Raw genomic sequence first — 21,203 nt, 5'->3', positions numbered from 1 at the left:
GACACGAGTCGGGCCGGGGCCGCGGTTCCCCGCCGCGCACCGTGCCACCGGGCGACGCGGCCCAGGTCCGGCAGGGGAGGCCCCTCCCGGGAACGGGCCATCGATCCTCGTGGACGCCGGATCAATGTTTTCGTAAACTCCGGGCGCCTGACGGGGCATTGGGAGGTGTGAGAGAGGACACGTCGAACTCGGGTGCAGTCCGTCCCCACCTGCCACAACAGCGGTGAGCGCGCCCGTGCCGTGCGTCACCGCGGCGGTTCGACGGGTCACGGTTGTCAGTCCCGCCGCGTAACCTTGTGCCCATGTCCCCAACCCTTCGCGAGCTTGGTTCCGTGCGGTCCGCTGCCGAGGTGAATGCGGAGATTCGTGCGTTGTGGGCGAAGTCCGGGAGCCGGCTGTCCGCCGCTGCCGAGGCGAAGTACCAGCAGCTGCTGGTGGAGTGGGCCGCGGCCGTGGCCGCCGAGCGCGACGGGGAAGCCGAGCGCGACGGGGAAGCCGAGCGCGACGAGGAGGCCGGCGCGGTCGGGACCGCTCCCCGGGACCCGCACGCGGGTGTGGTTCTTCGGCTGACCCGCGCCGCCTGAGCCCTTCCGGCCGAGGGCGGATCGGGACCGGCCGGCGGAGCCGGGCACGCCGTTCCCGGCCCGGGACGACCGTGACTCCGAGCGGACCGCGGCCCGACTGCCGGACACGCGGGAGCCTCCAGGGCGCGGGTCGTGCCGCCGGGGGCCGCAGCAGGTCGTCCTCCGCCGGGACCGCACGGCGGACCGCTGCCTGACGGGCCGCTGCCGGGGAGAGTCCCGTTTGTCGGTGGCGTGTCCCACACTGGACTCATGTGCCGCAGCATCAAGACCCTTCGACCGCCGGTCCTCCCCGAGGAAGCCACCGAGGAGGACATCAGGGCCGCCGCCCTGCAGTTCGTGCGGAAGGTGTCCGGTTTCCGGGCGCCCGCCGCGCACAACCGGGAGGTGTTCGACCGCGCCGTGGACGAGGTGACGGAGGCGACGCGCAAGCTCCTCGACGGGCTGGAGGTGCGCGGCGGCGGAGGCGCGGGCAGCAGGGCTACGCCGGTTTCGGCGCCGGACGCCGCATGACATAGGCCGCGACGGAACCCGCGGCGAAGAGGGCGACGACGGACACCCCCACGCCCACCCAGGTCGCGCCCAGCCACTGCCCGCCGAACCAGCCGAGGCCGACGCTGTAGCCCGCCCAGGCCACGGCGGCCAGCGCCGACCAGGGCAGGAACTCCCGCACCCTGCGGTGCGCCGCGCCCGCGCCCAGGGAGACGACGGAGCGTCCCGCGGGTGCGAACCGGGCGATGACGACGAGCAGTCCGCCGCCACGGCTCAGTGCCGTGCCGAGACGTTCCTGCGCCGTGACCAGCCTGCGGGAGCGGGCGATCGCCCGGTCCAGTCGCTCCCCGCCGCGCCGGGCCAGCCGGTAGGCGGCCAGGTCGCCGAGCACGGACGCGGTCGCCGCGCACAGCAGCAGCGCCGGCAGCGAGGGCACCTCGCCGGACACCTGGCCGGCGGCCGAAGCGACGGTCGTCGACCCGGCGATCTGTCCCGTCGCGGCCGTCGATCCGGCCGCCGCCGCGGTCGCCGCGGTGATCACCAGCACACCGCTCGGCAGTACGGGCAGGAACACGTCGAGGAGGACGGACAGCGCCACGATCGCGTAGATCCACGGGCTGCCGGTCAGCAGCCCCACAGCCTCGAACACCACGACTCCCCACGGGTGACAACGCCGCGACGTCGCAGGGGAGCGGCAGGGGCGGCATGACAGCCACAGAGCGTACGCCTGTGCAGAACGGGGAGATCGTCAGGGTCGGGGTGAAGTCGGACACGGCCGTACGAGTGCAGTCCGCCGCGCCCTCGCCACGCTCCGGGCGAGGCTCGGCACCGGGCCGCATCGTTCGCGGTACGAGGGCTGGTGCGTACGCCCGCAGGGCGTGTACGCGGAAGGCGAGCACCCGGACACGAGGAGTGGCAGATGGCGGCAGCGGCAGGCGCACTGGCTGGGGCGGCGGCACTGGTGACGCTGGCGGTGGGGGCGGTGGGCGCGGCCCACGGAGCCGGTGACGGGCCCGGGGGCGGCGACCGGTCCGGAGGAGCCGCCGCGGGGGCCCTGTCCGGCAGCGTCCTCCTGCCCGCCGGGGCCCGAGGCGACGGCGGCCTCCTCTCCGAACTGACGCACCGGTCCGACGGGGCCCGCCCGTCCGGCGCCGACGGCGAGCCCGCCGACGGCGAAGGGGTGGCGCTGCGGGCGTACGGGCGGTTCGCTCCGCCCGGTTCTTTCGTTCCGTCGACGGCGCTCACGTACGACCGGACGCTCGTGCCGGCGGGTGCGTGGATCGTGGTGGAGCAGTCGACCGAGCGCTCGGGGACCGTCGTTCGGGCGCGCGTGGGCGGGGTGAAGGCGGGGCACGCCTTCGGCGCCCATGTGCACACCGCGCCTTGTGACGCGGACCCCGCCGGGGCCGGGCCCCACTACCAGCACCGGCCCGCGCCGGGCGCAGAGCCGGCGAACGAACTGTGGCTGGACTTCACCACCGACGCCGCCGGGGAGGGCAACGCCGAGACGCGGCACGACTGGGGCCTTCGGCGCGGTGGGGCGCAGTCGGTCGTCCTGCACGCCGAGCAGGGCGGCGCGGGCACCCGAGTGGCCTGCTTCACGGTCCCGTTCGGCGGTTACGGCGCTCCGTGAGCCCCGACTGCGGGTCCGGGGAGGCCCGTTGAGCGACGAGCCGGGTCCGGAACCCCGGACCCGGCTCCCGTCCGCGGACGCCGCGGGTGAAGCGGCGCGGACCAAGCAGCACCGCGTGGGGTCACCGCGGAGTCGCGGCGAACGCGGCGGGTGACGTGCTCCGGTGGGCGGTGCGCCTCGGCCGGAGGCGTGCCCCGGTGGGTCGAACTCCCCGTCGGTGACGTGCTCCGGTGGGCGGAGCGCCTCGGTCGGCAACGTGCCCCGGTGGGTCGAACTCCCCGTCGGTGACGTGCTCCGGTGGGCGGTGCGCCTCGGCCGGAGGCGTGCCCCGGTGGGTCGAACTCCCCGTCGGTGACGTGCCGGTGTCGTGAGCGTCAGGCCGCGACCGGCGCCGAACCCTTGTGCTCGGGCTCCTCGTTCGCGCTCCGCGACGCGAACAGGCCGTCCAGCGCGAGCGCCCCGGGACCGGTGAAGACCAGGAGCAGGAACGCCCAGCTGTAGAGCGCGGCGCCCTCGCCGCTGTTCTGGATCGGGAACAGGCCCTCGGGCTGGTGCACCGTGAAGTACGCGTACGCCATCGCTCCCGACGCTATGAACGCGGCGGCGCGGGTGCCCAGGCCGACCAGCACCAGTGCGCCGCCGACGAGTTCGATCACGGCCGCGTACCAGCCCGGCCAGGTGCCCGCCGCCACCGTGCCGCCCGCGTTCTCCGCGCCCAGCACGCCGAAGAGCGAGCGCGCCCCGTGGCAGGTGAACAGCAGGCCGACGACGATGCGGAACACGCCGAGCGCGTACGGCCGGGCCTGATCCAGTCGGGAGGTCAGCTGACGAGTGGCCATGTGGGGGGTCTCCTTCGGTCTGGGGACGTGAAACCGATGAGACGTAAGTAAGGCAGACCTAATCAATACTTGCAAGTTCAATATTCGGTCGGCGACCGCCCTTCATGAGAAGTTCACGCCGTGCGCTCACGCGCAGTGCGGCCCGGGCCACCGCGTCCGCGTCGGAGAGCGTCACCGAGTCCACGCCCGGCCGCGCCCCCGCGGCCGTCACCCAGTGCACTCCCTCGGTGGGGACCCCGACGGCGAACCTTCCCGGGTGCACCCGTCCCTGACGGTCGATCAGGTGGTAGGGGCGACCGGACACGTCGAGGCCGCCCGTTTCGTAACCGTCGATCGTATGCGGCCGGCACTGGCCGGTCCGCAGCATCCGTGACAGCAACTCGTCCCGGCCGCGGCGCAGATCGGGCTCCGGCAGCCGGGCCTCGATCAGCGTCGTCGCCGTCACCGCGGAGCCCGGCACATCGGGCGACTCGGCCACGAAGACCCCGCCCTCCGCCCGCACGGTCGTCCTCGGGCCGACCACCCGCAGCACCCCGGCCTCGATCAGCGCCGTCATCTCCTCGATCCGGCGGCGCGGCGGGCCGATGGAGAGGAAGGCGTTCAACGGCGTGTACCAGCGGTCCAGATGGTCCCGCCGCGACATGCCGGAGAGCCCGCGGTGGTCCACGATCTGCCGCACCTCGTTGCGGACGTCCCGCAGAACGTCGAGGGCCGCCTTGACCGGGCCGTCCACATTGCCGAGCGCGGCGTGTCCCGCGTCCCGCCGCAGATGGCCGAGCAGCCAGTCGCGGAAGGCGTCCGGACCGTCGAAGGTCCGCCCCGCGTAGGGCCGTGAGATCCGCTCCCAGGACCAGCGCGCGGCCTCCGGGCAGCCGTGCGCGTCCAGGACCGCCGCCTCCTCCGCGCTGCCGTGCGCGGTGGCGAGGAAGGCGGCCCGGAAGCCGGAGTCCGGGGCGGCGGACGGTCCGAGCAGCGTCTCGTAGTAGACCGTCTCCACCTCCTTGGCGATCCTCGGCCATATCTCGCCCAGGAAGTCCGGCGGATCGCCCGCGTCCGCGCGCCTGCGGAAGAGCGTGATCACATCGGGGGTGAGGACCAGCGGGTGCTGCCGGCCGGAGGCGCCCTTCGCGTTGTCCCCGCGCGCCTGGTGGGGAACGCCGCGCCGGGAGCCCGCGTGGAGCCGCGGCTCGCGGCCCGAGGGCCGGTACGCCAGCCGCTCCCCGTGCTCAGCCGTCCGCTCCCGTGCGTACGAGCCGCCGCGGCCCGTCGTCAGCAGCGCCATGTGGTCGAAGAAGTTGAGGCCGAGGCCGCGCAGCAGCACCGCTTCGCCGGGTGCGATCCCGGAGAGGTCCAGATCGGCCGGGTTGGCGGGGGCGAAGTGGCGCAGGCCGTGCCGCTGCGCGTACGCGGCGAGCCGGGTCGGCCCCGCACCCGGCGCCACCGGCAGATGGCCCTGCGCCAGGACCACCGCGCTCAGTCCGGACAGGGCAGTACCGTCGTCCAGTACGAGGTGCTGCGTGCCGTCCTCGGCGTCGTCGAGGCGCACCGCACGCGCGCGGTGTGTCTCCACCCGCACCGTTGCCGGGGCGTTCGCGACGACGGTGCGGAACGCCCAGTCCAGATAGCGTCCGTAGCAGGCGCGGGTCGGATAGTCGTCGGGGCCCAGCGCCGGGGCGCCGCCGGCCGCCGCCCAGGCGTACAGGCTGGGGCCCTGCCGTATCGGCCCCTCGCAGGCGACGCTCTCGTCGGTGAACAGCGTCACCTGCGAGGCGACCGTGTTCATCAGCAGTTCGCCGGGCTGGTCCGTGCGCCACACCTGTCCCGGGCCGGCCGGGGCGGGGTCGATCACATGCACGATCAGGGGGATGTCCGGGGCCAGCTCAGGGACGGAGGCGCAGAGCCTTTCGAGGACCGAGGTGCCGCGGGGGCCTGCGCCCACGAGGGCTATGGCGGGGGGAGCTGGGGGGAACGCGGACAAGACACTGACTCCCGGGGCGATGTGGGGGCGTGGGGCGGCGCGGAAGTGGATCGTCCGCCTCATCATGCCGTTGTCGTGTGAGGAGTCCGAGGGGCGGGGGTGAGGATCGTCCCCCGCCGTGTGAAGTGTCACGGACCGTTCGTCAGGTTCCGCTCGTCCACGGTCAGGAGCCGCGTACCCGTACGATCCGTGACGGCCTGGTCCAGCCGGAGGTCGGCCGAGCGCCCGTTCAGAGTCAGGGTCATCAGCTGGTTCCCGAACCAGGGTCCTCCCGTCTTGTCCCAGCGGATGACCGGCCGCCCGGCCCGGCCGTGCCGGGCCATGGCGTGTCCGAACCGCCGCCCCAGGCGGCTCCATCCGAAGCGGAAGCCGACCCGCATCGAGGCGTGGATCGCGTTGTGCACGGGGGAGCAGGTGAGCTGGAGCACCCGGGCGGACGGTTCCGGGTCGGGCCAGTGGGGCTCCGCGACATAGGCGTGGTGCACGTCCCCGGAGAGCACGCAGACCGTCGAGGGCGCCAGCGGCCCGCTGCCCACCTCCCTGATCAGGGAGGCCAGTTCCTCGAAGGAGGCCGGGAACGCGGCCCAGTGCTCCAGGTCCGCGCGTCGGCGCAGGTCCTCCCCGACGCGCGCCCAGCGCTCGCCCCGCTCCCCGCGGCACAGCGCCGCGTTCCAGCTCTCCACGTCGTGGATGGCCGGGGGCAGCAGCCAGGGCAGCGAGGTCCCCAGCAGCAGATGGTCGTACGAGCCCGGAGCCTCCAGTGCCTGCTCTCGGAGCCAGCGCATCTCCACGTCGTCGAGCATCGCCCGGTGCCGCTCGTCGAGCACGCGGGCGGCGCGGGTGTCGATCATCAGCAGCCGGGTCCTGCCGAAGTCGCGCCGGTAGCTCCAGCGGACGGAAGCGGGGTCGGCGTCGGCCCGGGCCGCGAACGACCTCAGGGCGTCGGTGCCGTCCGGGGTGGCCCGCACGGCCGCGTAGACGGGGTCGCCGGCCAGTTCGGCCGGGGAGAGATTGCCGAGGTGCTGGTGGACCCAGTACGACATCAGACCGCTGAGGATGCGCTCCCGCCACCACGGCGTCGCCCGCATCTCGGCGACCCAGGAGGCGCTGGTGTTCCAGTCGTCGATGACGTCGTGGTCGTCGAAGATCATGCAGCTGGGGACGGTCGAGAGCAGCCAGCGGACCACGGGGTCCAGCCAGGACTCCTCGTACAGCCGGGTGTACTCCTCGTAGTCCGCGACCTCCGCGCCGGGCGGCTCGCTCAGATCGCGCCGGGTCGCGAGCCACTGCTGGGTCTCGCGGGAGGTGGCGTCCGCGTACACCTGGTCGCCCAGCAGCACGAGTACGTCGGGGCGCTCTCCCTCCGGCTCGGCCGCCATCCGGGCGGCCAGGGTGTCCAGCGCGTCCGGGCCGATGGGGTCGTGCTCGCGGGCCGGCGGCGAGGCCCAGCGGCAGGAGCCGAAGGAGACCCGGACCCCCTCAGCGGGGATGGCGGGCGTGCGGATCACGCTCGGCGGGTACGGCCACTCGGCGGGCGGCCAGACACGGCGGCCGTCGAGCAGCACCTCGTACGCGGTCGACGAGGCGGGGGCGAGGCCCGAGACCGGGATCAGCGCGTAGTGGTGGCCCTCGATCTGGAAGGTGCGGGAGGAGCCGCCCGCGCCCTTCGGCGAACCCGCCCGGGAGCCGTCCGGGGAGCCTTCGGTGCCGGGGACGCCGCTCGCGGCGGTGTCCCCTCCCCCGGGCACGGCGCCCTCCCCGGGGGGTGCGCCGAGGCAGCGCACCTCGGCGGTGCACGGCCGGTCGGCCTCGATCCAGACGGTCGCGTGCTCACCGGTCTCCCAGTCCACGTACCGCAGTAGCGGTCCCAGGCGCAGCCCCGCTGCCATGTGCCCTCCTCCGTCGCCCCCGTACCGTACGGAACGACGGGGGAGGGTAGCGCGGTTCCGGCCCGGACGGGCCCTGTTCGGACCGTGTCCGCCTGCGGGCCCGTGCCGTGCCCCGGCGGCGCGGTCGCGAGGCCCTCGCCGGACGGCCCCGGTGCCCGGCCGGCGGGCGTCACCCGCCAGGCCGGACGTGGGTCAGCAGCCGTTCAGGACGGACTGCAGGGCGGACTTCTCGGCGGAGTCGACGGACATGTTCCAGTAGTGCTTGGTGTGCACCCACATACGGGCGTACATGCAGCGGTAGGAGCTGCTCGGCGGCATCCACTCGGCCGGGTCCTGGTCGCCCTTGGCCTGGTTCACGTTGTCGGTGACGGCTATCAGCTGCGGGCGGGTCAGGTCGTTGGCGAACGCCTGGCGCGAGGAGGTGGACCACGAACTGGCGCCGGAGCGCCAGGCCTCCGCGAGCGGCACGACGTGGTCGATGTCGACGTCCGCGGCGGCGGTCCAGGTGGCGCCGTCGTACGGGGAGTACCAGCTTCCGCTGACCGCCGCGCAGCTGGAGTCCTGGACGACGCCGGAACCGTCGCGCTTGAGGACGACCTCGCGCGTGTTGCAGGCGCCCGACTGGGTGATCCAGTGGGGGAACTTGTCGCGGCTGTATCCGGTGGAGGAACCTTCCGCCTTGACCGTGAGCTGGCCCAGGTACGTACGGGCCGTGGAGGCGCTGACCGGGGTGGGCGGCGCGGCCTGGGCGGCGGGCGCGGTGAGCAGCGCGGTGGCGGACGCGAGGGCGACGGACGCGAGGGCGACGGACGCGGCGAACACGGCGGTGCGGGACACTCGACGCGCGTAGACACCTGACATGCGAACTCCCTTTGGAGTGGGGGGGTTGGCCGGAGCGGACCCCGATCGGCAGGGCCCGCGCCATCGTTGCGGCGCCGGATTTCCTGGGGATGGGCGCCGGGTAACAGGGTGGCGACATGCACACGTCACTTCAAGGGGTTTGACGCCCCGGCAATTCACTTCGGGCGACTTAGGGTTGGCGCGTGCTGCTGCCGGTCAACGTGACGTTCGGGATCGTCCTCGCCGTGCTCCTGGCGGCCGCCGCCTGTGTCGCGGCAGTCGCCCATCTCGGGCCCGGCCGTGCCCGCGAGATGGCGGTGGCGGGACTGCGCGCGGCCGTCCAGCTGGGCGCGGTCTCGCTCGTCATCGGCTGGGCGGTCCGCTCCGTCCCGCTGCTGCTCGCCTTCCTGCTGGTGATGTACGCGGTGGCCGTGCGCACCGCGGGCCGCCGCGTCACCCCGAACGGCACCTGGTGGCTCACGGCCCTGCCGATCGGCGCGGGTGTCGCGCCGGTCGTCGCCGCCCTGCTGCTGACCGGTCTCGTCCCGGTGAAGGGCGTCGCGCTCGTCCCGGTGACCGGCATCCTCATCGGCGGGGCGCTGACCGCGACGGTCCTCGCCGGACGGCGCGCGCTCGACGAGCTCGCCACCCGGCGCGGTGAGGTCGAGGCCGGGATGGCGATCGGGCTGCCCGAGCGTGACGCCCGGCTCGAGGTGGCCCGGGACGCGGCCGCCGACGCGCTGCTGCCGGGCCTCGACCAGACCAGGACGGTGGGACTGGTCACGCTCCCCGGCGCGTTCGTCGGGATGCTGCTGGGCGGGGCGTCACCGTTCCAGGCCGGCGCGGTCCAGCTGTTCGTCCTGGTCGCGCTGATGGCGGTGCAGGCCGTCGCGGTCGCCGTGGTGCTGGAGCTGGTGTCGCGGGGACGGCTGCACCGGGATCTCCCGGTGGCGCCGGCGCGGGGCGGGGACCAAGGTCCCTGACGGCCGCCCGCCGGCGTCCCGTACTCTGTACGGAGCAGAAGGGGAGTAGCTCTTCGCCGGAACGTCGACATACTGCCGGGCTCGCCCGGCCGGCGCCCGGAGGCGGCCGCCCAGCGGCCCGCCAGCGAGACCTTCGGCCAGCAGTGACCATGACCATTCATGGCCGCTGCCGCGCCGAAGCGACCCCCGGAACGTTCTCGCTCAGGTCTCTCGGTGCGGCAGGGCCCGACCGATTGAGGAACCTCTTCCCGTGCTCAGTTTCACGATCCTGGCGATCACTTTCGGCGTCGTCTTCCTCGCCGAACTCCCCGACAAGACGGCCCTGGCCGGACTGATGCTCGGCACCCGCTACCGCGCCTCGTACGTCTTCGCCGGTGTCGCCGCCGCCTTCGCTGTGCACGTCGCGCTGGCGATCGCGGCGGGCAGTGTGCTGACGCTGCTGCCGCAGCGGCTGGTGCAGGCGGTCGTGGGCGTGCTCTTCCTCGCGGGCGCGGCGATGCTGCTGCTGAAGAGGTCCGATGACGACGACGAGGGCGTCAAGGCCCCGGCCGACCAGTCCTTCTGGAAGGTCTCCGGTGCCGGATTCATGCTGATCCTGGTCGCGGAGTTCGGTGATCTGACCCAGATCATGACCGCGAACCTCGCGGCCCGCTACGACGACCCGCTCTCCGTCGGCCTGGGTGCGGTGCTGGCGCTGTGGGCGGTGGCCGCTCTGGGCATCCTGGGCGGCCGGACCCTGCTGAAGTACGTGCCGCTGAAGCTGATCACGAAGATCGCGGCGGGGCTGATGCTGGTGCTGGCCGGGCTGAGCCTGTACGAGGCGATCGCGGGCTGAGCCGGGTCGGGCCGGACGGGGGCATCGTGTGCGCGCCGTGTACGCGCCGCAGGGCGGTCGCCGGGCCCGTCGGTGACCGTCGGGATCCCGGCCGGCCGGGCAGGCGCCCGGTCGCGGCCGCCGCTGCCTTGCCGCCGCCTTCCCGTGGCCTCCCACCTGCCCGTTTCGCCTCCCGCCCGCACCCCCTGACGGGCCCTCGGGGCGGTGTCCGGGGCCCCGGAGTGGCGCTGAGGCGCTTTGGTTTGTATCGTGGAGGAACAAAGTGGCCTCCGCCCGCACTCCCTGACCGGCGGGTGGAGGCCGCTCTGCACCCGGGCCCCGCGGCCTCCCGTCGTCGGAGCCCCTCCCGCAATCCGCACCGGATTCCTAGGACGGCCCCGTGTCCAGCTCAGAGACGCCCGCAGAGACCACCGGCCCGGGCCCTCGCCCGGAGGCCATCGGCGCCTTCAGGGCGCTGCTGCTCGACATGGACGGCACGCTCGTCAACTCGGACGCCGTCGTGGAGCGCGTCTGGCGCTCCTGGGCGACCGGGCACGGCCTGGACCCGGACGAGGCGCTCAAGGTCGTCCACGGACGCCAGGGGTACGCCACGATGGCCGCGCTGCTCCCGGACCGGCCCATGGCGGAGAACCACGCCGAGAACCGGCAGCTGCTCGCACAGGAGACGGCGGACCTGGACGGCGTCGTGCCGATCGCCGGGGCGCCCGCCTTCATGGACACCATCGCCGCGCTGCCGCACGCGCTGGTCACGTCCGCGGACGAGGCACTCGCCACCGCCCGGATGCAGGCCGCCGGGCTGCGCATGCCGGAGACCCGGGTCACCGCGGAGTGCGTCGGTGCCAGCAAGCCGGACCCGGAGGGCTTCCTCAAGGGCGCGGCGGAGCTCGGCTTCGCACCGGCGGACTGCGTGGTCCTCGAGGACTCCGAGGCCGGCATCGCGGCCGGGCGCGCAGCGGGCATGCGGGTCCTCGGCATCGGTCCGCGCGCGGCCGCCTTCGCCCCTGACGCCCACGCCCCCGACCTCACCGACGTCCACGTCACGGCCGACGCCTCGGGCGCGCTGACGTTCGCGCCCGTGCGTTTGGCCTGATCGGCGGCGGGCTGCCGGGCGCCGTGCGTTCGGCCTGATCGGCGGCGGGCTTCCGGGCGTCGTGCGTTCGGCGCGAACACCATTGCTCCGCTCCGGAGATTCCGGGCACGCGACGCCGACCGCTCGCGCGCCGTCCCGGGCGTGCATACCCGCACCGCCCACCGCTCCCGCGGCGTCTCGGACGCTCGCCGCTCCGGCCGGGTCCTCCGGCGTGTACCGCTCGCCGCTCCGGCCGGGTCCTCCGGCGTGTACCGCTGGCCGCTCCGGCGGTGTTCCGCGCGCGACGCCGACTGCTTGCGTGGCCTCTCGGACGCTCACCGCCCACCGCTCCCGCGACGCTCACCGCCCTGCGGCGTCTTCGCCGACACCCACCCGCTCCCGCGGCGTCTCGGACGCTCACCGCTCCCGCGGCGTCTCGGACGCTCACCGCTCCGGCGGTGCCGGGCGCGCGGCGCTGACTGCTCGCGCGGTGTCTCGGGCGTGCAGTGCCCGACTGCCCACGCGTGCCGCTCACCGCTCCGGCGGTGTTCCGGGCACGCCGGGTCCCCGGCGCGTACCGCTCACCGCTCGCGCGGCGTCTCGGGCGTGCCGGGCGCGTACCGCTCACCGCTCGCGCGGTGTCTCCGGCGGTGCCGGGCGCGTACCGCTCACCGCTCGCGCGGTGTCTCCGGCGGTGCCGGGCGCGTACCGCTCACCGCTCGCGCGGTGTCTCCGGCGGTGCCGGGCGCGTACCGCTCACCGCTCGCGCGGTGTCTCGGGCGTGCCGGGCGCGTACCGCTCACCGCTCGCGCGGTGTCTCCGGCGGTGCCGGGCGCGTACCGCTCACCGCTCGCGCGGTGTCTCCGGCGGTGCCGGGCGCGTACCGCTCACCGCTCGCGCGGTGTCTCCGGCGGTGCCGGGCGCGTACCGCTCACCGCTCGCGCGGTGTCTCCGGCGGTGCCGGGCGCGTACCGCTCACCGCTCGCGCGGTGTCTCCGGCGGTGCCGGGCGCGTACCGCTCACCGCTCGCGCGGCGTCTCGGGCGTGCCGGGCGCGCACCGCTCACCGCTCGCGCGGTGTCTCCGGCGGTGTCGGGCCCGCACCGCCCACCGCTCGCGTGGCGTCGGACGCTCACCGCTCCCGCCGGGTCCCCCGGCGCACCGCCCCGCCGCCCACCGCTCGCGAGGCGCTCAGTCGCGGCCGTCGCCGTCCCAGCCGCCGTTGCCGCCGTCGTACGGGTAGCGCGTCTCGGCCTCCAGGGCGCGGCGGGTCGCCGGGCCGTAGACCCCCTGCGGGTCTTCCTCGATGCCGCGGTAGTACTGGTACGCCGCCACGGCGTCCTCGACGCGGCCGTCGTAGCGGCCGTGGGACCTGCCGCCGTAGACGCCGACCTGTTCCAGCCGTTCCTGCAGTTCGACGACCTCCTCTCCGCTGTCGCCGCGCTGGAGGGTGACTCCGGGGGCGGGGGAGGAGGGGCGGGGCGAGGTCCCGCCCGTCGGGGTCGCCGTCGCGGACGGGGACGTCGCGCCCGCGGCGAGCGGGGCCGGGGACGACGGGCCCCCGTCGGCCGACGGGGAGGCCGAGGCCGTCTCCGAGGGCGCCGGCGACGCGGAGGCCGACGCGCTCCGCGTCGCCGGCGACGAGGCGGACACCGACGCCTCGGGCGCCTCGGGCGCGGCCGAGACGAACGGCGCCGTCGTCTCGCTGTCGGGCAGTGCCCGGTCCTCCCCGCCGGCGTCCTTCGTGAGCAGCCCGCTCGCGTAGGCCGCGGTCCCGAGCACCGCCACCACGGCGGCGACCGCCACGAACACGCGCCGCCCGCCCCGGCCGCGCCGTCGCCCTCCTGCCGCGGGGTCCGGTTCCGCCCCGGTCACGTCGTACGCGTGGCCGTCCTCGTACCGGTAGTCGTACGTGCCCCCGTGGCCGGCCGCCCCCTGCGGCGCCTCCGGCGCGCCGACCTGGCCGGCGCCGTGCGCGCCGGGCGCGAGTACCTGCGTCAGCTCGGGCGGCGGCCCGGCCGGGGTCGCGTCCCGCCCGTCCGCCGGGTCCGGGAACGCCACGTACGGCCGGACCCGCAGCGGGTCGAATCCCTCCGCCGTCGCGCCCTGCCCGCAGCCGCAGCTCCGGACCCCGCCGGGTCTGGCGGCAGCGTCGTCCTGCCTGCCGCATTCAGGACAGACGTGTCCCGTCATCGTGGGTTCCCTCCCCTTGCGCTGCCAGCGATTATGCAGCCCCTGTCCAGTGCCCGGACGGGGAGCCTCCGCTCGGCAGGCCATACGTGGGCGAAACGCCCAGGATGGGAGGAGCAGACGAGCGTACTGCGGACCGGAGGACTACTCCATGGCGCAGGAAGTGAGCACGCCGGCCGCCGGCCCCGGACCGACACCCCCGCCCGGAGAGGGTACGAACCGCCGGACCGTTCTCGTGGCGATCGGCGCACTGCTGCTGGGTCTGCTGCTCGCCGCGCTCGACCAGACCATCGTGGCCACCGCGCTGCCGACGATCGTCAGCGACCTCGGCGGCCTGGAGCACCTGTCCTGGGTGGTCACCGCGTACATCCTCGCCTCCACCGCCGCGACCCCGCTCTGGGGCAAGCTCGGTGACCAGTACGGCCGCAAGAAGCTCTTCCAGACGGCGATCGTCATCTTCCTGATCGGCTCCGCGCTGTGCGGCATCGCCCAGAACATGCCGCAGCTCATCGCCTACCGCGCTGTCCAGGGCCTCGGCGGCGGCGGTCTCATCGTGCTGTCGATGGCGATCGTCGGCGACATCGTCTCCCCGCGCGAACGCGGCCGCTACCAGGGGTTGTTCGGTGCCGTCTTCGGGGCGACCAGCGTGCTCGGGCCGCTGCTCGGCGGCCTGTTCACCCAGCACCTCAGCTGGCGCTGGGTGTTCTACATCAACCTGCCCATCGGTGTGGTCGCACTCTTCGTCATCGCCGCCGTCCTGCGCATCCCCGTCCGCCGGACCCACCACACCATCGACTACCTGGGGACGGTCCTGATCGCGGCCGTCGCGACCTGCCTGGTCCTGGTCGCCTCGCTCGGCGGCACCACCTGGGCCTGGGACTCGCCGCAGATCATCGTCCTGGCCGCGCTCGGAGTGCTGTTCCTCCTCGCCTTCGTCCGGACCGAGCGCCGCGCCGCCGAGCCCGTACTGCCGCTGAAGCTGTTCCGGAACCGCACGTTCACGCTCGTCTCCGCCATCAGCTTCATCGTCGGGTTCGCGATGTTCGGCGCGCTGACGTACCTGCCCACGTTCCTGCAGATCGTCCAGGGCATCACCCCCACCATGTCCGGCGTCCACATGCTGCCGATGGTGATCGGACTGCTCATCACCTCCACCGTGTCCGGGCAGATCGTCAGCCGGACGGGCCGGTGGAAGGTCTTCCCGATCGCCGGCACCGCCGTGACCGCCGTCGGCCTCCTCCTGCTCCACCAGCTGGAGCCGGACACCCCGACCTGGGAGGTGAGCGGCTACTTCTTCGTCTTCGGCTCCGGACTCGGCCTGGTCATGCAGGTGCTGGTGCTGGCGGTGCAGAACGCGGTCGGGTACGAGGACCTCGGGGTCGCCACCTCCGGCGCCACCTTCTTCCGCTCCATCGGCGCCTCGTTCGGCGTCGCGCTCTTCGGCACCCTCTTCACCGGCCGGCTGCGCGAACTCCTCGCCGAGGCGCTCGCCGGCCGCACGCTGCCGCCCGGGGCCAGCCCCGAACGGCTCGCCGCCGACTCGCACACCATCACCCTGCTGCCCCCCGGACTGCGCCGGGCGGTCATCCAGGCGTTCTCGACCTCCATCACCGACGTCTTCCTCTACGCGGCGCCGGTCGTCGTCGTCGGCTTCGTCCTCGCCTTCTTCCTCCGCGAGGACAAGCTGCGCGGCTCCGTCACCGCACCCGAGGTCAGCGAGACCATCGCCCCGAACCCCGTCCAGCGGTCGTCGTACGACGAGTGCGCCCGCGCGCTGTCCCTCCTCGGTTCACGCGAGGGCCGCAAGGCGGTCTACGTCAAGATCACCGCCGGCTCGGGGCTCGACATCAGCCCGGCGGCGAGCTGGCTCCTGCTGCGCATCAAGCGTCACGGGCTGGTGGAGCCGGCCCGGCTCGCCGAGGCCACCGACGTACCGATCAGGGCCGTCACCGACGCGTCACGCGAGGTGGAGGAGCGCGGGCTGGCCCGGCGGGAGGGCCTGTCGCTGATGCTCACAGACAAGGGTGTGGACGCGACCGCGAAGCTGTCGGCGGCGCGGGAGGAGTCGATGGCGGAGTTGCTGGGCGACTGGTGGGGACCGGACCGGCCCACCGACCTCGCGCAGCTGGTGAAGGAACTGACGGCCGAGCTGTGCGGCTCCGACGGTGAGCGCCCCTCCGGCAGTGAACCGCACCGGGACCACCAGGCCTGGAACTTCCCCACGCACTGAGCGGGCCGCAGGGGGCGCCGGAAGGGGCTGGCCCAGGTCGGCGGCTCGGCCCAGATCGGCAGGCGGCCGCCTCGCCCTCCTCCGTGGCGGCCCCGGTGCGGGCGGCCGCGTACCACCTTCCCCCGGTGGCGGCCCCGGTGCGGGTGGTCGCGCACCACCTTCCCCGGTGGCGGCCCCGGTGCGGGTGGTCGCGCACCACCTTCCCCGGTGGCGGCCCCGGTGCGGGTGGTCGCGCACCGTTCCCGCCGGGACGGCCCGCTCAGGCGGCCGCGTTCCCTTCGGCCGCGGCCCCGTCCCGGTCCACCAGCTCCTTGCCGTACCAGACGTCCATGTACGGCCCCTCGCAGTACGCGGGGATCTCCCGGTAGCCCTGCCGTGCGTAGAGGGCGCGGGCCCCGAGCAGGTCCAGCCGTGTGTTGAGCACCATCCGCCGCGCCCCGAGCCGCCGGGCCGCGTCCTCCAGGGCCGTGAGCAGGGCCGCGCCGCCGCCCGTCCCGCGGAACGCAGGGCGGACGAACACCCGTGTCAGCTCGGCCCGTTCGGCGTCCAGCAGCAGCACCCCGCCGCAGCCCGCCGCCGCCCCGTCATGGCGTCCGACGACGAACTCACCGGTGGGGGAGGCGAGCCGCGCCACGCCGTCGTCCGCGAGACCCTCGTCGACCTCCGCTTCCGTGGCGGGCCGTCCCCAGTAGCTGCTCGCCACATCGGCGTAGTAGTCGCGCCGCAGGGCGGTGGCGTCGGGGGTGTCGAAGCGCTCGGGGAGCACGGTCCATCGCGTCATGCCGACCTCTGTACCCGATCGTCCGGCCGCGCCGCGAACCATTTACGGGCCGGCGGGCGCGGGACGGGCGTCGGCAGCGCTTGCGTTGGAGCGCGCTCCAACGCATAGCGTTCGCGCCGTCCCCAACAGGCCCACCGGCAAGGAGCGTTGTATGCGTCACCGGATTCTGGGCGGAACCGGCATCCAGGTCAGTCCCTACTGCCTCGGCACCATGATGTTCGGCTCCGTCGGCAACGCGGACCACGACGAGTGCGTCCGGATCATCCACGCGGCGCTCGACGAGGGGATCAACTTCGTCGACACGGCCGACATGTACTCGGCAGGGGAGTCGGAGACCATCGTCGGCAAGGCGCTGCGGGGCCGCCGCGACGACGTCGTGCTCGCGACCAAGGTCCACTTCCCCATGGGCGAAGGCCCCAACCGGGGCGGCAACTCACGGCGCTGGATCGTGCGGGAGGTGGAGGACAGCCTGCGCCGGCTGGGCACGGACCGGATCGACCTCTACCAGGTGCACCGCCCCGACCACACGACCGACGTGGAGGAGACGCTGTCCGCGCTGACCGATCTCGTCCGCCAGGGCAAGGTCAGGGCGTTCGGCTGCTCCACGTTCCCCGCGGACGAGATCGTCGAGGCGCACCACGTCGCGCGCGAGCGCGGGCTCCAGCGGTTCCGCACCGAGCAGCCGCCCTACTCGCTGCTGGCCCGGGGCGTCGAGAGGCATGTGCTGCCGGTGGCCCAGCGCCTGGGCATGGGGGTGCTGACCTGGAGTCCGCTGGCCTCCGGCTTCCTGACCGGCCGATACCGGAAAGGCCGGGCCCTCGATCTGAGCAGCGGCCGTCCGACCCTGCACCCGGACCGCTTCGACCCGTCGGCGCCGCGGACCGCCGCGAAGCTGGACGCCGTCGAACGGCTCGTGGCGCTGGCCGGGGAAGTGGGATGCACGCTGCCGCAGCTGGCCGTCGCCTTCCCGCTCGCGCACCCGGCCGTCACCTCGGTGATCATCGGCCCGCGCACGATGGAGCAGCTGAGGAGCACGCTCCAGGGCCTCTCGGTGGAGCTGGACGACGCCGTCCTCGACCGGATCGACGACATCGTGCCTCCCGGGACCGACGTCTACCCGCCGGACGGAGTCTGGACCCCGCCCGCGCTCGCGAACCCCGGGCTCCGGCGCCGCGCGGCAGGCTCCAGGGGTGCGGCAGGCTCCGGGGACGCGGCCTGACGAAGCGGCCCGGCGGAGGGCGGGACACCAGCGGGGCACCATGATCGACGATATGGGGCCCCGCGTGCGTATGAGTACCCGTGCACGACAGACGCCCACCCACCGGCGGAGAAGACGCCGGCCCACCCGGTCCCGGCCCTCGCCCGGTCCCGGCCCTCGCCCAGGTCCGTCCCGTGCACGACAGACGCCCACCCACCGGCGGAGAAGACGCCGGCCCACCCGGTCCCGGCCCTCGCCCGGTCCCGGCCCTCGCCCAGGTCCGTTCCGTGCGCGTCCCCGGTCCCGGCCCTCGCCCGCGACCGCCCCGTGCGCGTCCCCGGTCCCCGCCCGGGACCGCCCGGCACGTGTCCCCGATCCCCTCCGCGCCGTTGACCGTCTGCACCGCACGGCCCGGGGGTGCACAGGACCCGCTCGTGAGCCCCGCGGCACACCGTCACGGCACCGCACAGCACCAGTCCCGCCGACGAGAAGGAACCCGATCGATGCCCTCCATCTCCTCCAGCACCACCGCCTCCCTCGACGACCTCGAAGCGGACATCCGGCGCCGCAACCCCGGCGAACCCGAGTTCCACCAGGCCGTCCACGAAGTGCTGGAGACACTGGGCCCCGTCCTCGACAGAAGGCCCGAACTCCGCGAGGTCAGGATGATCGAGCGGATGACGGAGCCGGAGCGGCAGCTCATCTTCCGGGTGCCCTGGCAGGACGACCGCGGCAGGATCCACGTCAACCGCGGCTTCCGGGTGGAGTCCAACAGCGCCCTCGGCCCCTACAAGGGCGGCCTGCGCTTCCACCCGTCCGTCAACCTGGGCATCGTGAAGTTCCTCGCCTTCGAGCAGATCTTCAAGAACGCCCTGACCGGCCTGGGTATCGGCGCCGGCAAGGGCGGCAGCGACTTCGACCCGCGCGGCCGCTCCGACGACGAAGTGATGCGCTTCTGCCAGTCGTTCATGACCGAACTGCATCGGCACCTCGGCGAGCACACCGACGTTCCCGCCGGTGACATCGGCGTCGGCGGCCGGGAGATCGGCTACCTCTTCGGCCAGTACCGGCGCATCACCAACCGCTGGGAGGCGGGCGTGCTGACCGGCAAGGGCACCGCCTGGGGCGGCTCCCACGTGCGCCCCGAGGCCACCGGTTACGGCAACGTGCTCTTCACCGCCGAGATGCTCAAGGTCCGCGGGGAACAGCTCGCCGGCCAGCAGGTAAGCGTCTCCGGTTCCGGCAACGTGGCCCTCTACACGGTCGAGAAGGCGCAGGAACTGGGGGCGCATGTGCGCACCGTCTCCGACTCGGCCGGGTACGTCGTCGACGACAAGGGCATCGACCTGCCCCTCCTCAAGCAGATCAAGGAGGTCGAGCGCGGCCGGGTGAGCGACTACGCGAGCCGCCGCGGCGCGTCGGCGCGGTACGTGCCCGGCGGAAACGTCTGGGAGGTGCCCACCGATGTGGCTCTTCCCTCCGCGACCCAGAACGAGCTGACGGCCGACGACGCGGCGGCCCTCGTGCGCAACGGCGTCAAGGCCGTCTCCGAGGGCGCGAACATGCCCACCACCCCGGCGGCGGTGCGCCTCCTCCGCGAGGCCGGTGTCGCCTTCGGCCCCGGGAAGGCCGCGAACGCGGGCGGCGTGGCGACCAGCGCGCTCGAGATGCGCCAGAACGCGGCCCGCGACACCTGGTCCGCGCCCCGCGTCGAGGAGGAACTGGCCCAGGTCATGCGAGGCATCCACGACACGGCGTACGAGACGGCGGCCCGCTACGGCAGGCCCGGCGACTACGTGACGGGGGCGAACATCGCCGGCTTCGAACGTGTCGCGGACGCGATGCTCGCCCAGGGCCTCATCTGAGGCACCCCGGCCGCCGTGCGCGCACGGGCCTGATCCGCCACGCCCCGGCCGCCCCCTGGCACACTGCACCCCGGAAGCGGGAGTACGCGGGCGACAGGGGGCGGTTGCGGTGGACGACGCGGCGGGAACGGAACGGCAGGACGAGACACCCGGGCCGCCGGTCCCGACGGGCCCGTACCCCGGGAGGGCGACCCACCCCGGGAAGGCGACCCACCCGGGGAACGCGACCCGCCCCGGGAACGCGAGGGCGGTCCAGGCCGTCGGGGAGCGTTGGCTGCGGGAGTTCGACGGGCAGGGCGACTTCGTCTGCTCGCCCGCCGGGCTGTGGCTCGCGCTCGGCGCGGTGGCGGCGGGCGCGGGCGGCGGCACCGCGGAGGAACTGCGGGCGCTGCTCGGCGTGGCCGGCCACGACGCGGCCGAGGCCGTCACCTGCGCGGCCGGTGAGCTCGCCGGGACGGACGCGCTGGCCGTCGCGACCCGGGTGTGGAGCAGAATCCCCCTGTACCGGGCCTACCGGGAGGCGCTGCCCGGCATCGGATTCGGCCGACTCGGCGACGGCCAGGACGAGATCGACGCCTGGGTGAAGGAGACGACGGGCGGGCAGATCGAGAAGCTGCCCGTCCCGATCCCCGCGGAGACGCTGCTCGCGCTGGTCAACGTCCTGGCGCTGAAGGCCCGTTGGAAGACGCCCTTTCCCGCCCACGCGACCAGGCCCGCCCCCTTCACGGACGCCACGGGAACCCCGCACCAGGTGCCGACGATGCACCGGCGGCTGGCCCCCGGCGACGCGTGGACCACGGGCCCGGCCCAGGTCGCCCAACTGCGCTGCGAGGGTGCCGCGGGGGCGGTCGTCCGGCTCGTCCTGGGCGCACCGGGCGCCGGACCGGCGGAGGTACTGCCCGCGGCCTGGGCCCCGCGCGAGGCGTGCGCACCCGTCGACGCGGAGGCCGTCAGCCTCGCCGTGCCCCGCCTCGCCCTGCGGACGACGACGGACGTCACACCCCAACTGCCGGCGCTGGGCGTACGGCAGGCGACCACACCGCTCGCCGACTTCTCCGGACTGTCGCCCGAGCCGCTCGCGATCTCGACGGTCGTCCAGGAGGCCGTCCTCACGATTGCGGAACTCGGCGTGGAGGCGGCGGCCGTGACGGCGGTCCTCGCCCGCGCGGGCGGCGCGCCCCGCCCCGTTCGGACCCTCCGGCTCGCCTACGACCGCCCGTTCGGCATCGTCGTGCTCGACGCCTCCGGCCGGCTTCCCCTCTTCGCCGCCTGGCAGTCGACCGCCCCAGCGGGTGACCCGGCACCCGGCGGCGGCCCGCGGGGCGGCTTCCCGCCTCCACCGCCGCTCCCACCGGCACCGCGTCGGCCGGTGGCCCCGGGCGCGGGGTCCTGACGCGTTCCACCCTCGCCGAACAGCGCGGAGCCCCGCCGGAACGACGTTCCGGCGGGGCCCCTCGGTCTGTGCTCACGTGGTGTCAGCCGCGCAGACTCCAGACGACGTCGACCGACTCGGACGGATCGTCGGGCCCGAGGACGTTCGTGCCGCCGAGGAGAGCGGACACCTTCAGACACTGCACATAGCCCGCACCGCTCCTGGACCGGAGACCGAGGACGAGCCGGTCCGATCTCCACCGGGCGGGCACACCGGACAACTCGAAGATGCGCCCGGTCTCCTCCTCATCGAACGTATGGAGTTCCAGGGCTTCGTAGCGGGTCACCAGCTGCATGGCGTCCACACCCTCGAAGAGGAGGTCCAGACGCATCGGGTGCGCGGAGTCCGGAGCCGCACGGAGCAGCAGCT

Annotated in this window: 18 protein-coding genes; 10 read left to right on the top strand and 8 right to left on the bottom strand. The window is 74.2% G+C overall.

All coding sequences use genetic code 11. From position 1 onward, the window contains the following. Nucleotides 1-302: 302 nt before the first annotated feature. Together QRN89_RS10545 and QRN89_RS10540 are read left to right on the top strand one after the other, a co-directional pair. Nucleotides 303-584, top strand: coding sequence for a hypothetical protein (locus QRN89_RS10545; RefSeq protein WP_290353980.1), 282 nt, complete (start codon nucleotides 303-305; stop codon nucleotides 582-584). 249 nt (nucleotides 585-833) lie between these two features. Further along, entirely contained in the window at nucleotides 834-1,094 is a 261-nt protein-coding gene (locus QRN89_RS10540) for a DUF2277 domain-containing protein (protein ID WP_290349100.1), read from the top strand. On the opposite strand, the gene QRN89_RS10535 is transcribed toward QRN89_RS10540, so the two are convergent. Further along, complete coding sequence (locus tag QRN89_RS10535; protein ID WP_290349099.1) at nucleotides 1,063-1,722, bottom strand: DedA family protein; 660 nt, start codon at nucleotides 1,720-1,722, stop codon at nucleotides 1,063-1,065. The two genes, QRN89_RS10540 and QRN89_RS10535, sit on opposite strands and share 32 nt — an antisense overlap. A 270-nt stretch (nucleotides 1,723-1,992) precedes the next feature. Here QRN89_RS10535 and QRN89_RS10530 point away from each other — a divergent pair, with 270 nt between their 5' ends. After that, nucleotides 1,993-2,706 (top strand): superoxide dismutase family protein, encoded by a 714-nt coding sequence (locus tag QRN89_RS10530; RefSeq protein WP_290349098.1) that lies wholly within the window; start codon nucleotides 1,993-1,995, stop codon nucleotides 2,704-2,706. A 374-nt stretch (nucleotides 2,707-3,080) separates the two neighbouring features. On the opposite strand, the gene QRN89_RS10525 is transcribed toward QRN89_RS10530, so the two are convergent. The 4 genes from QRN89_RS10525 to QRN89_RS10510 form a co-directional block, all read right to left on the bottom strand. Continuing rightward, nucleotides 3,081-3,545, bottom strand: a complete 465-nt coding sequence (locus tag QRN89_RS10525) for a DoxX family protein (protein WP_290349097.1) — start codon at nucleotides 3,543-3,545, stop codon at nucleotides 3,081-3,083. A gap of 58 nt (nucleotides 3,546-3,603) precedes the next feature. Then, on the bottom strand, nucleotides 3,604-5,586 hold the full coding sequence (locus tag QRN89_RS10520; protein WP_435833297.1) for an FAD/NAD(P)-binding protein: 1,983 nt from the start codon (nucleotides 5,584-5,586) through the stop codon (nucleotides 3,604-3,606). A 65-nt stretch (nucleotides 5,587-5,651) separates the two neighbouring features. Next, a complete protein-coding gene (locus tag QRN89_RS10515) occupies nucleotides 5,652-7,412 on the bottom strand; it encodes an alkaline phosphatase D family protein (RefSeq protein WP_290349095.1) in 1,761 nt (586 codons plus the stop codon). A gap of 192 nt (nucleotides 7,413-7,604) precedes the next feature. Beyond that, the gene (locus tag QRN89_RS10510; protein ID WP_290349094.1) at nucleotides 7,605-8,273 is read right to left on the bottom strand and encodes an HNH endonuclease family protein; all 669 of its coding nucleotides are present in this window, start codon (nucleotides 8,271-8,273) and stop codon (nucleotides 7,605-7,607) included. 182 nt (nucleotides 8,274-8,455) lie between these two features. Between QRN89_RS10510 and QRN89_RS10505 the strand changes: the two genes are divergently transcribed. From QRN89_RS10505 to QRN89_RS10495, 3 genes are all read left to right on the top strand, one after another. Next, entirely contained in the window at nucleotides 8,456-9,235 is a 780-nt protein-coding gene (locus QRN89_RS10505) for an ABC transporter permease (RefSeq protein WP_290349093.1), read from the top strand. Nucleotides 9,236-9,485: 250 nt separating this feature from the next. Beyond that, entirely contained in the window at nucleotides 9,486-10,070 is a 585-nt protein-coding gene (locus QRN89_RS10500; RefSeq protein ID WP_290349092.1) for a TMEM165/GDT1 family protein, read from the top strand. A gap of 436 nt (nucleotides 10,071-10,506) precedes the next feature. Beyond that, nucleotides 10,507-11,160: an HAD-IA family hydrolase gene (locus tag QRN89_RS10495; RefSeq protein WP_290353650.1), complete on the top strand. Its 654-nt coding sequence runs from the start codon at nucleotides 10,507-10,509 to the stop codon at nucleotides 11,158-11,160. A 1,169-nt stretch (nucleotides 11,161-12,329) separates the two neighbouring features. On the opposite strand, the gene QRN89_RS10490 is transcribed toward QRN89_RS10495, so the two are convergent. Then, on the bottom strand, nucleotides 12,330-13,331 hold the full coding sequence (locus QRN89_RS10490) for a peptidoglycan-binding domain-containing protein (RefSeq protein WP_290349091.1): 1,002 nt from the start codon (nucleotides 13,329-13,331) through the stop codon (nucleotides 12,330-12,332). A 148-nt stretch (nucleotides 13,332-13,479) separates the two neighbouring features. Between QRN89_RS10490 and QRN89_RS10485 the strand changes: the two genes are divergently transcribed. Then, on the top strand, nucleotides 13,480-15,558 hold the full coding sequence (locus QRN89_RS10485) for an MDR family MFS transporter (protein WP_290349090.1): 2,079 nt from the start codon (nucleotides 13,480-13,482) through the stop codon (nucleotides 15,556-15,558). 259 nt (nucleotides 15,559-15,817) lie between these two features. On the opposite strand, the gene QRN89_RS10480 is transcribed toward QRN89_RS10485, so the two are convergent. After that, nucleotides 15,818-16,339: a GNAT family N-acetyltransferase gene (locus QRN89_RS10480; RefSeq protein ID WP_290349089.1), complete on the bottom strand. Its 522-nt coding sequence runs from the start codon at nucleotides 16,337-16,339 to the stop codon at nucleotides 15,818-15,820. 151 nt (nucleotides 16,340-16,490) lie between these two features. Between QRN89_RS10480 and QRN89_RS10475 the strand changes: the two genes are divergently transcribed. The 3 genes from QRN89_RS10475 to QRN89_RS10465 all read left to right on the top strand — a co-directional run bounded on the left by QRN89_RS10475 (nucleotide 16,491) and on the right by QRN89_RS10465 (nucleotide 20,795). After that, on the top strand, nucleotides 16,491-17,558 hold the full coding sequence (locus tag QRN89_RS10475; RefSeq protein ID WP_290349088.1) for an aldo/keto reductase: 1,068 nt from the start codon (nucleotides 16,491-16,493) through the stop codon (nucleotides 17,556-17,558). Between the two features lie 482 nt (nucleotides 17,559-18,040). Then, nucleotides 18,041-19,402: an NADP-specific glutamate dehydrogenase gene (gdhA, locus tag QRN89_RS10470; protein ID WP_290349087.1), complete on the top strand. Its 1,362-nt coding sequence runs from the start codon at nucleotides 18,041-18,043 to the stop codon at nucleotides 19,400-19,402. Between the two features lie 109 nt (nucleotides 19,403-19,511). Then, on the top strand, nucleotides 19,512-20,795 hold the full coding sequence (locus QRN89_RS10465) for a serpin family protein (protein ID WP_290349086.1): 1,284 nt from the start codon (nucleotides 19,512-19,514) through the stop codon (nucleotides 20,793-20,795). An 82-nt stretch (nucleotides 20,796-20,877) separates the two neighbouring features. On the opposite strand, the gene QRN89_RS10460 is transcribed toward QRN89_RS10465, so the two are convergent. Then, entirely contained in the window at nucleotides 20,878-21,165 is a 288-nt protein-coding gene (locus tag QRN89_RS10460; protein WP_290349085.1) for a hypothetical protein, read from the bottom strand. Nucleotides 21,166-21,203 lie beyond the last annotated feature (38 nt).

This window comes from Streptomyces sp. HUAS CB01 (assembly GCF_030406905.1).
Classification (GTDB): Bacteria; Actinomycetota; Actinomycetes; order Streptomycetales; family Streptomycetaceae; genus Streptomyces; species Streptomyces chengbuensis.
This window is presented reverse-complemented; position numbering and strand designations above follow the sequence as displayed.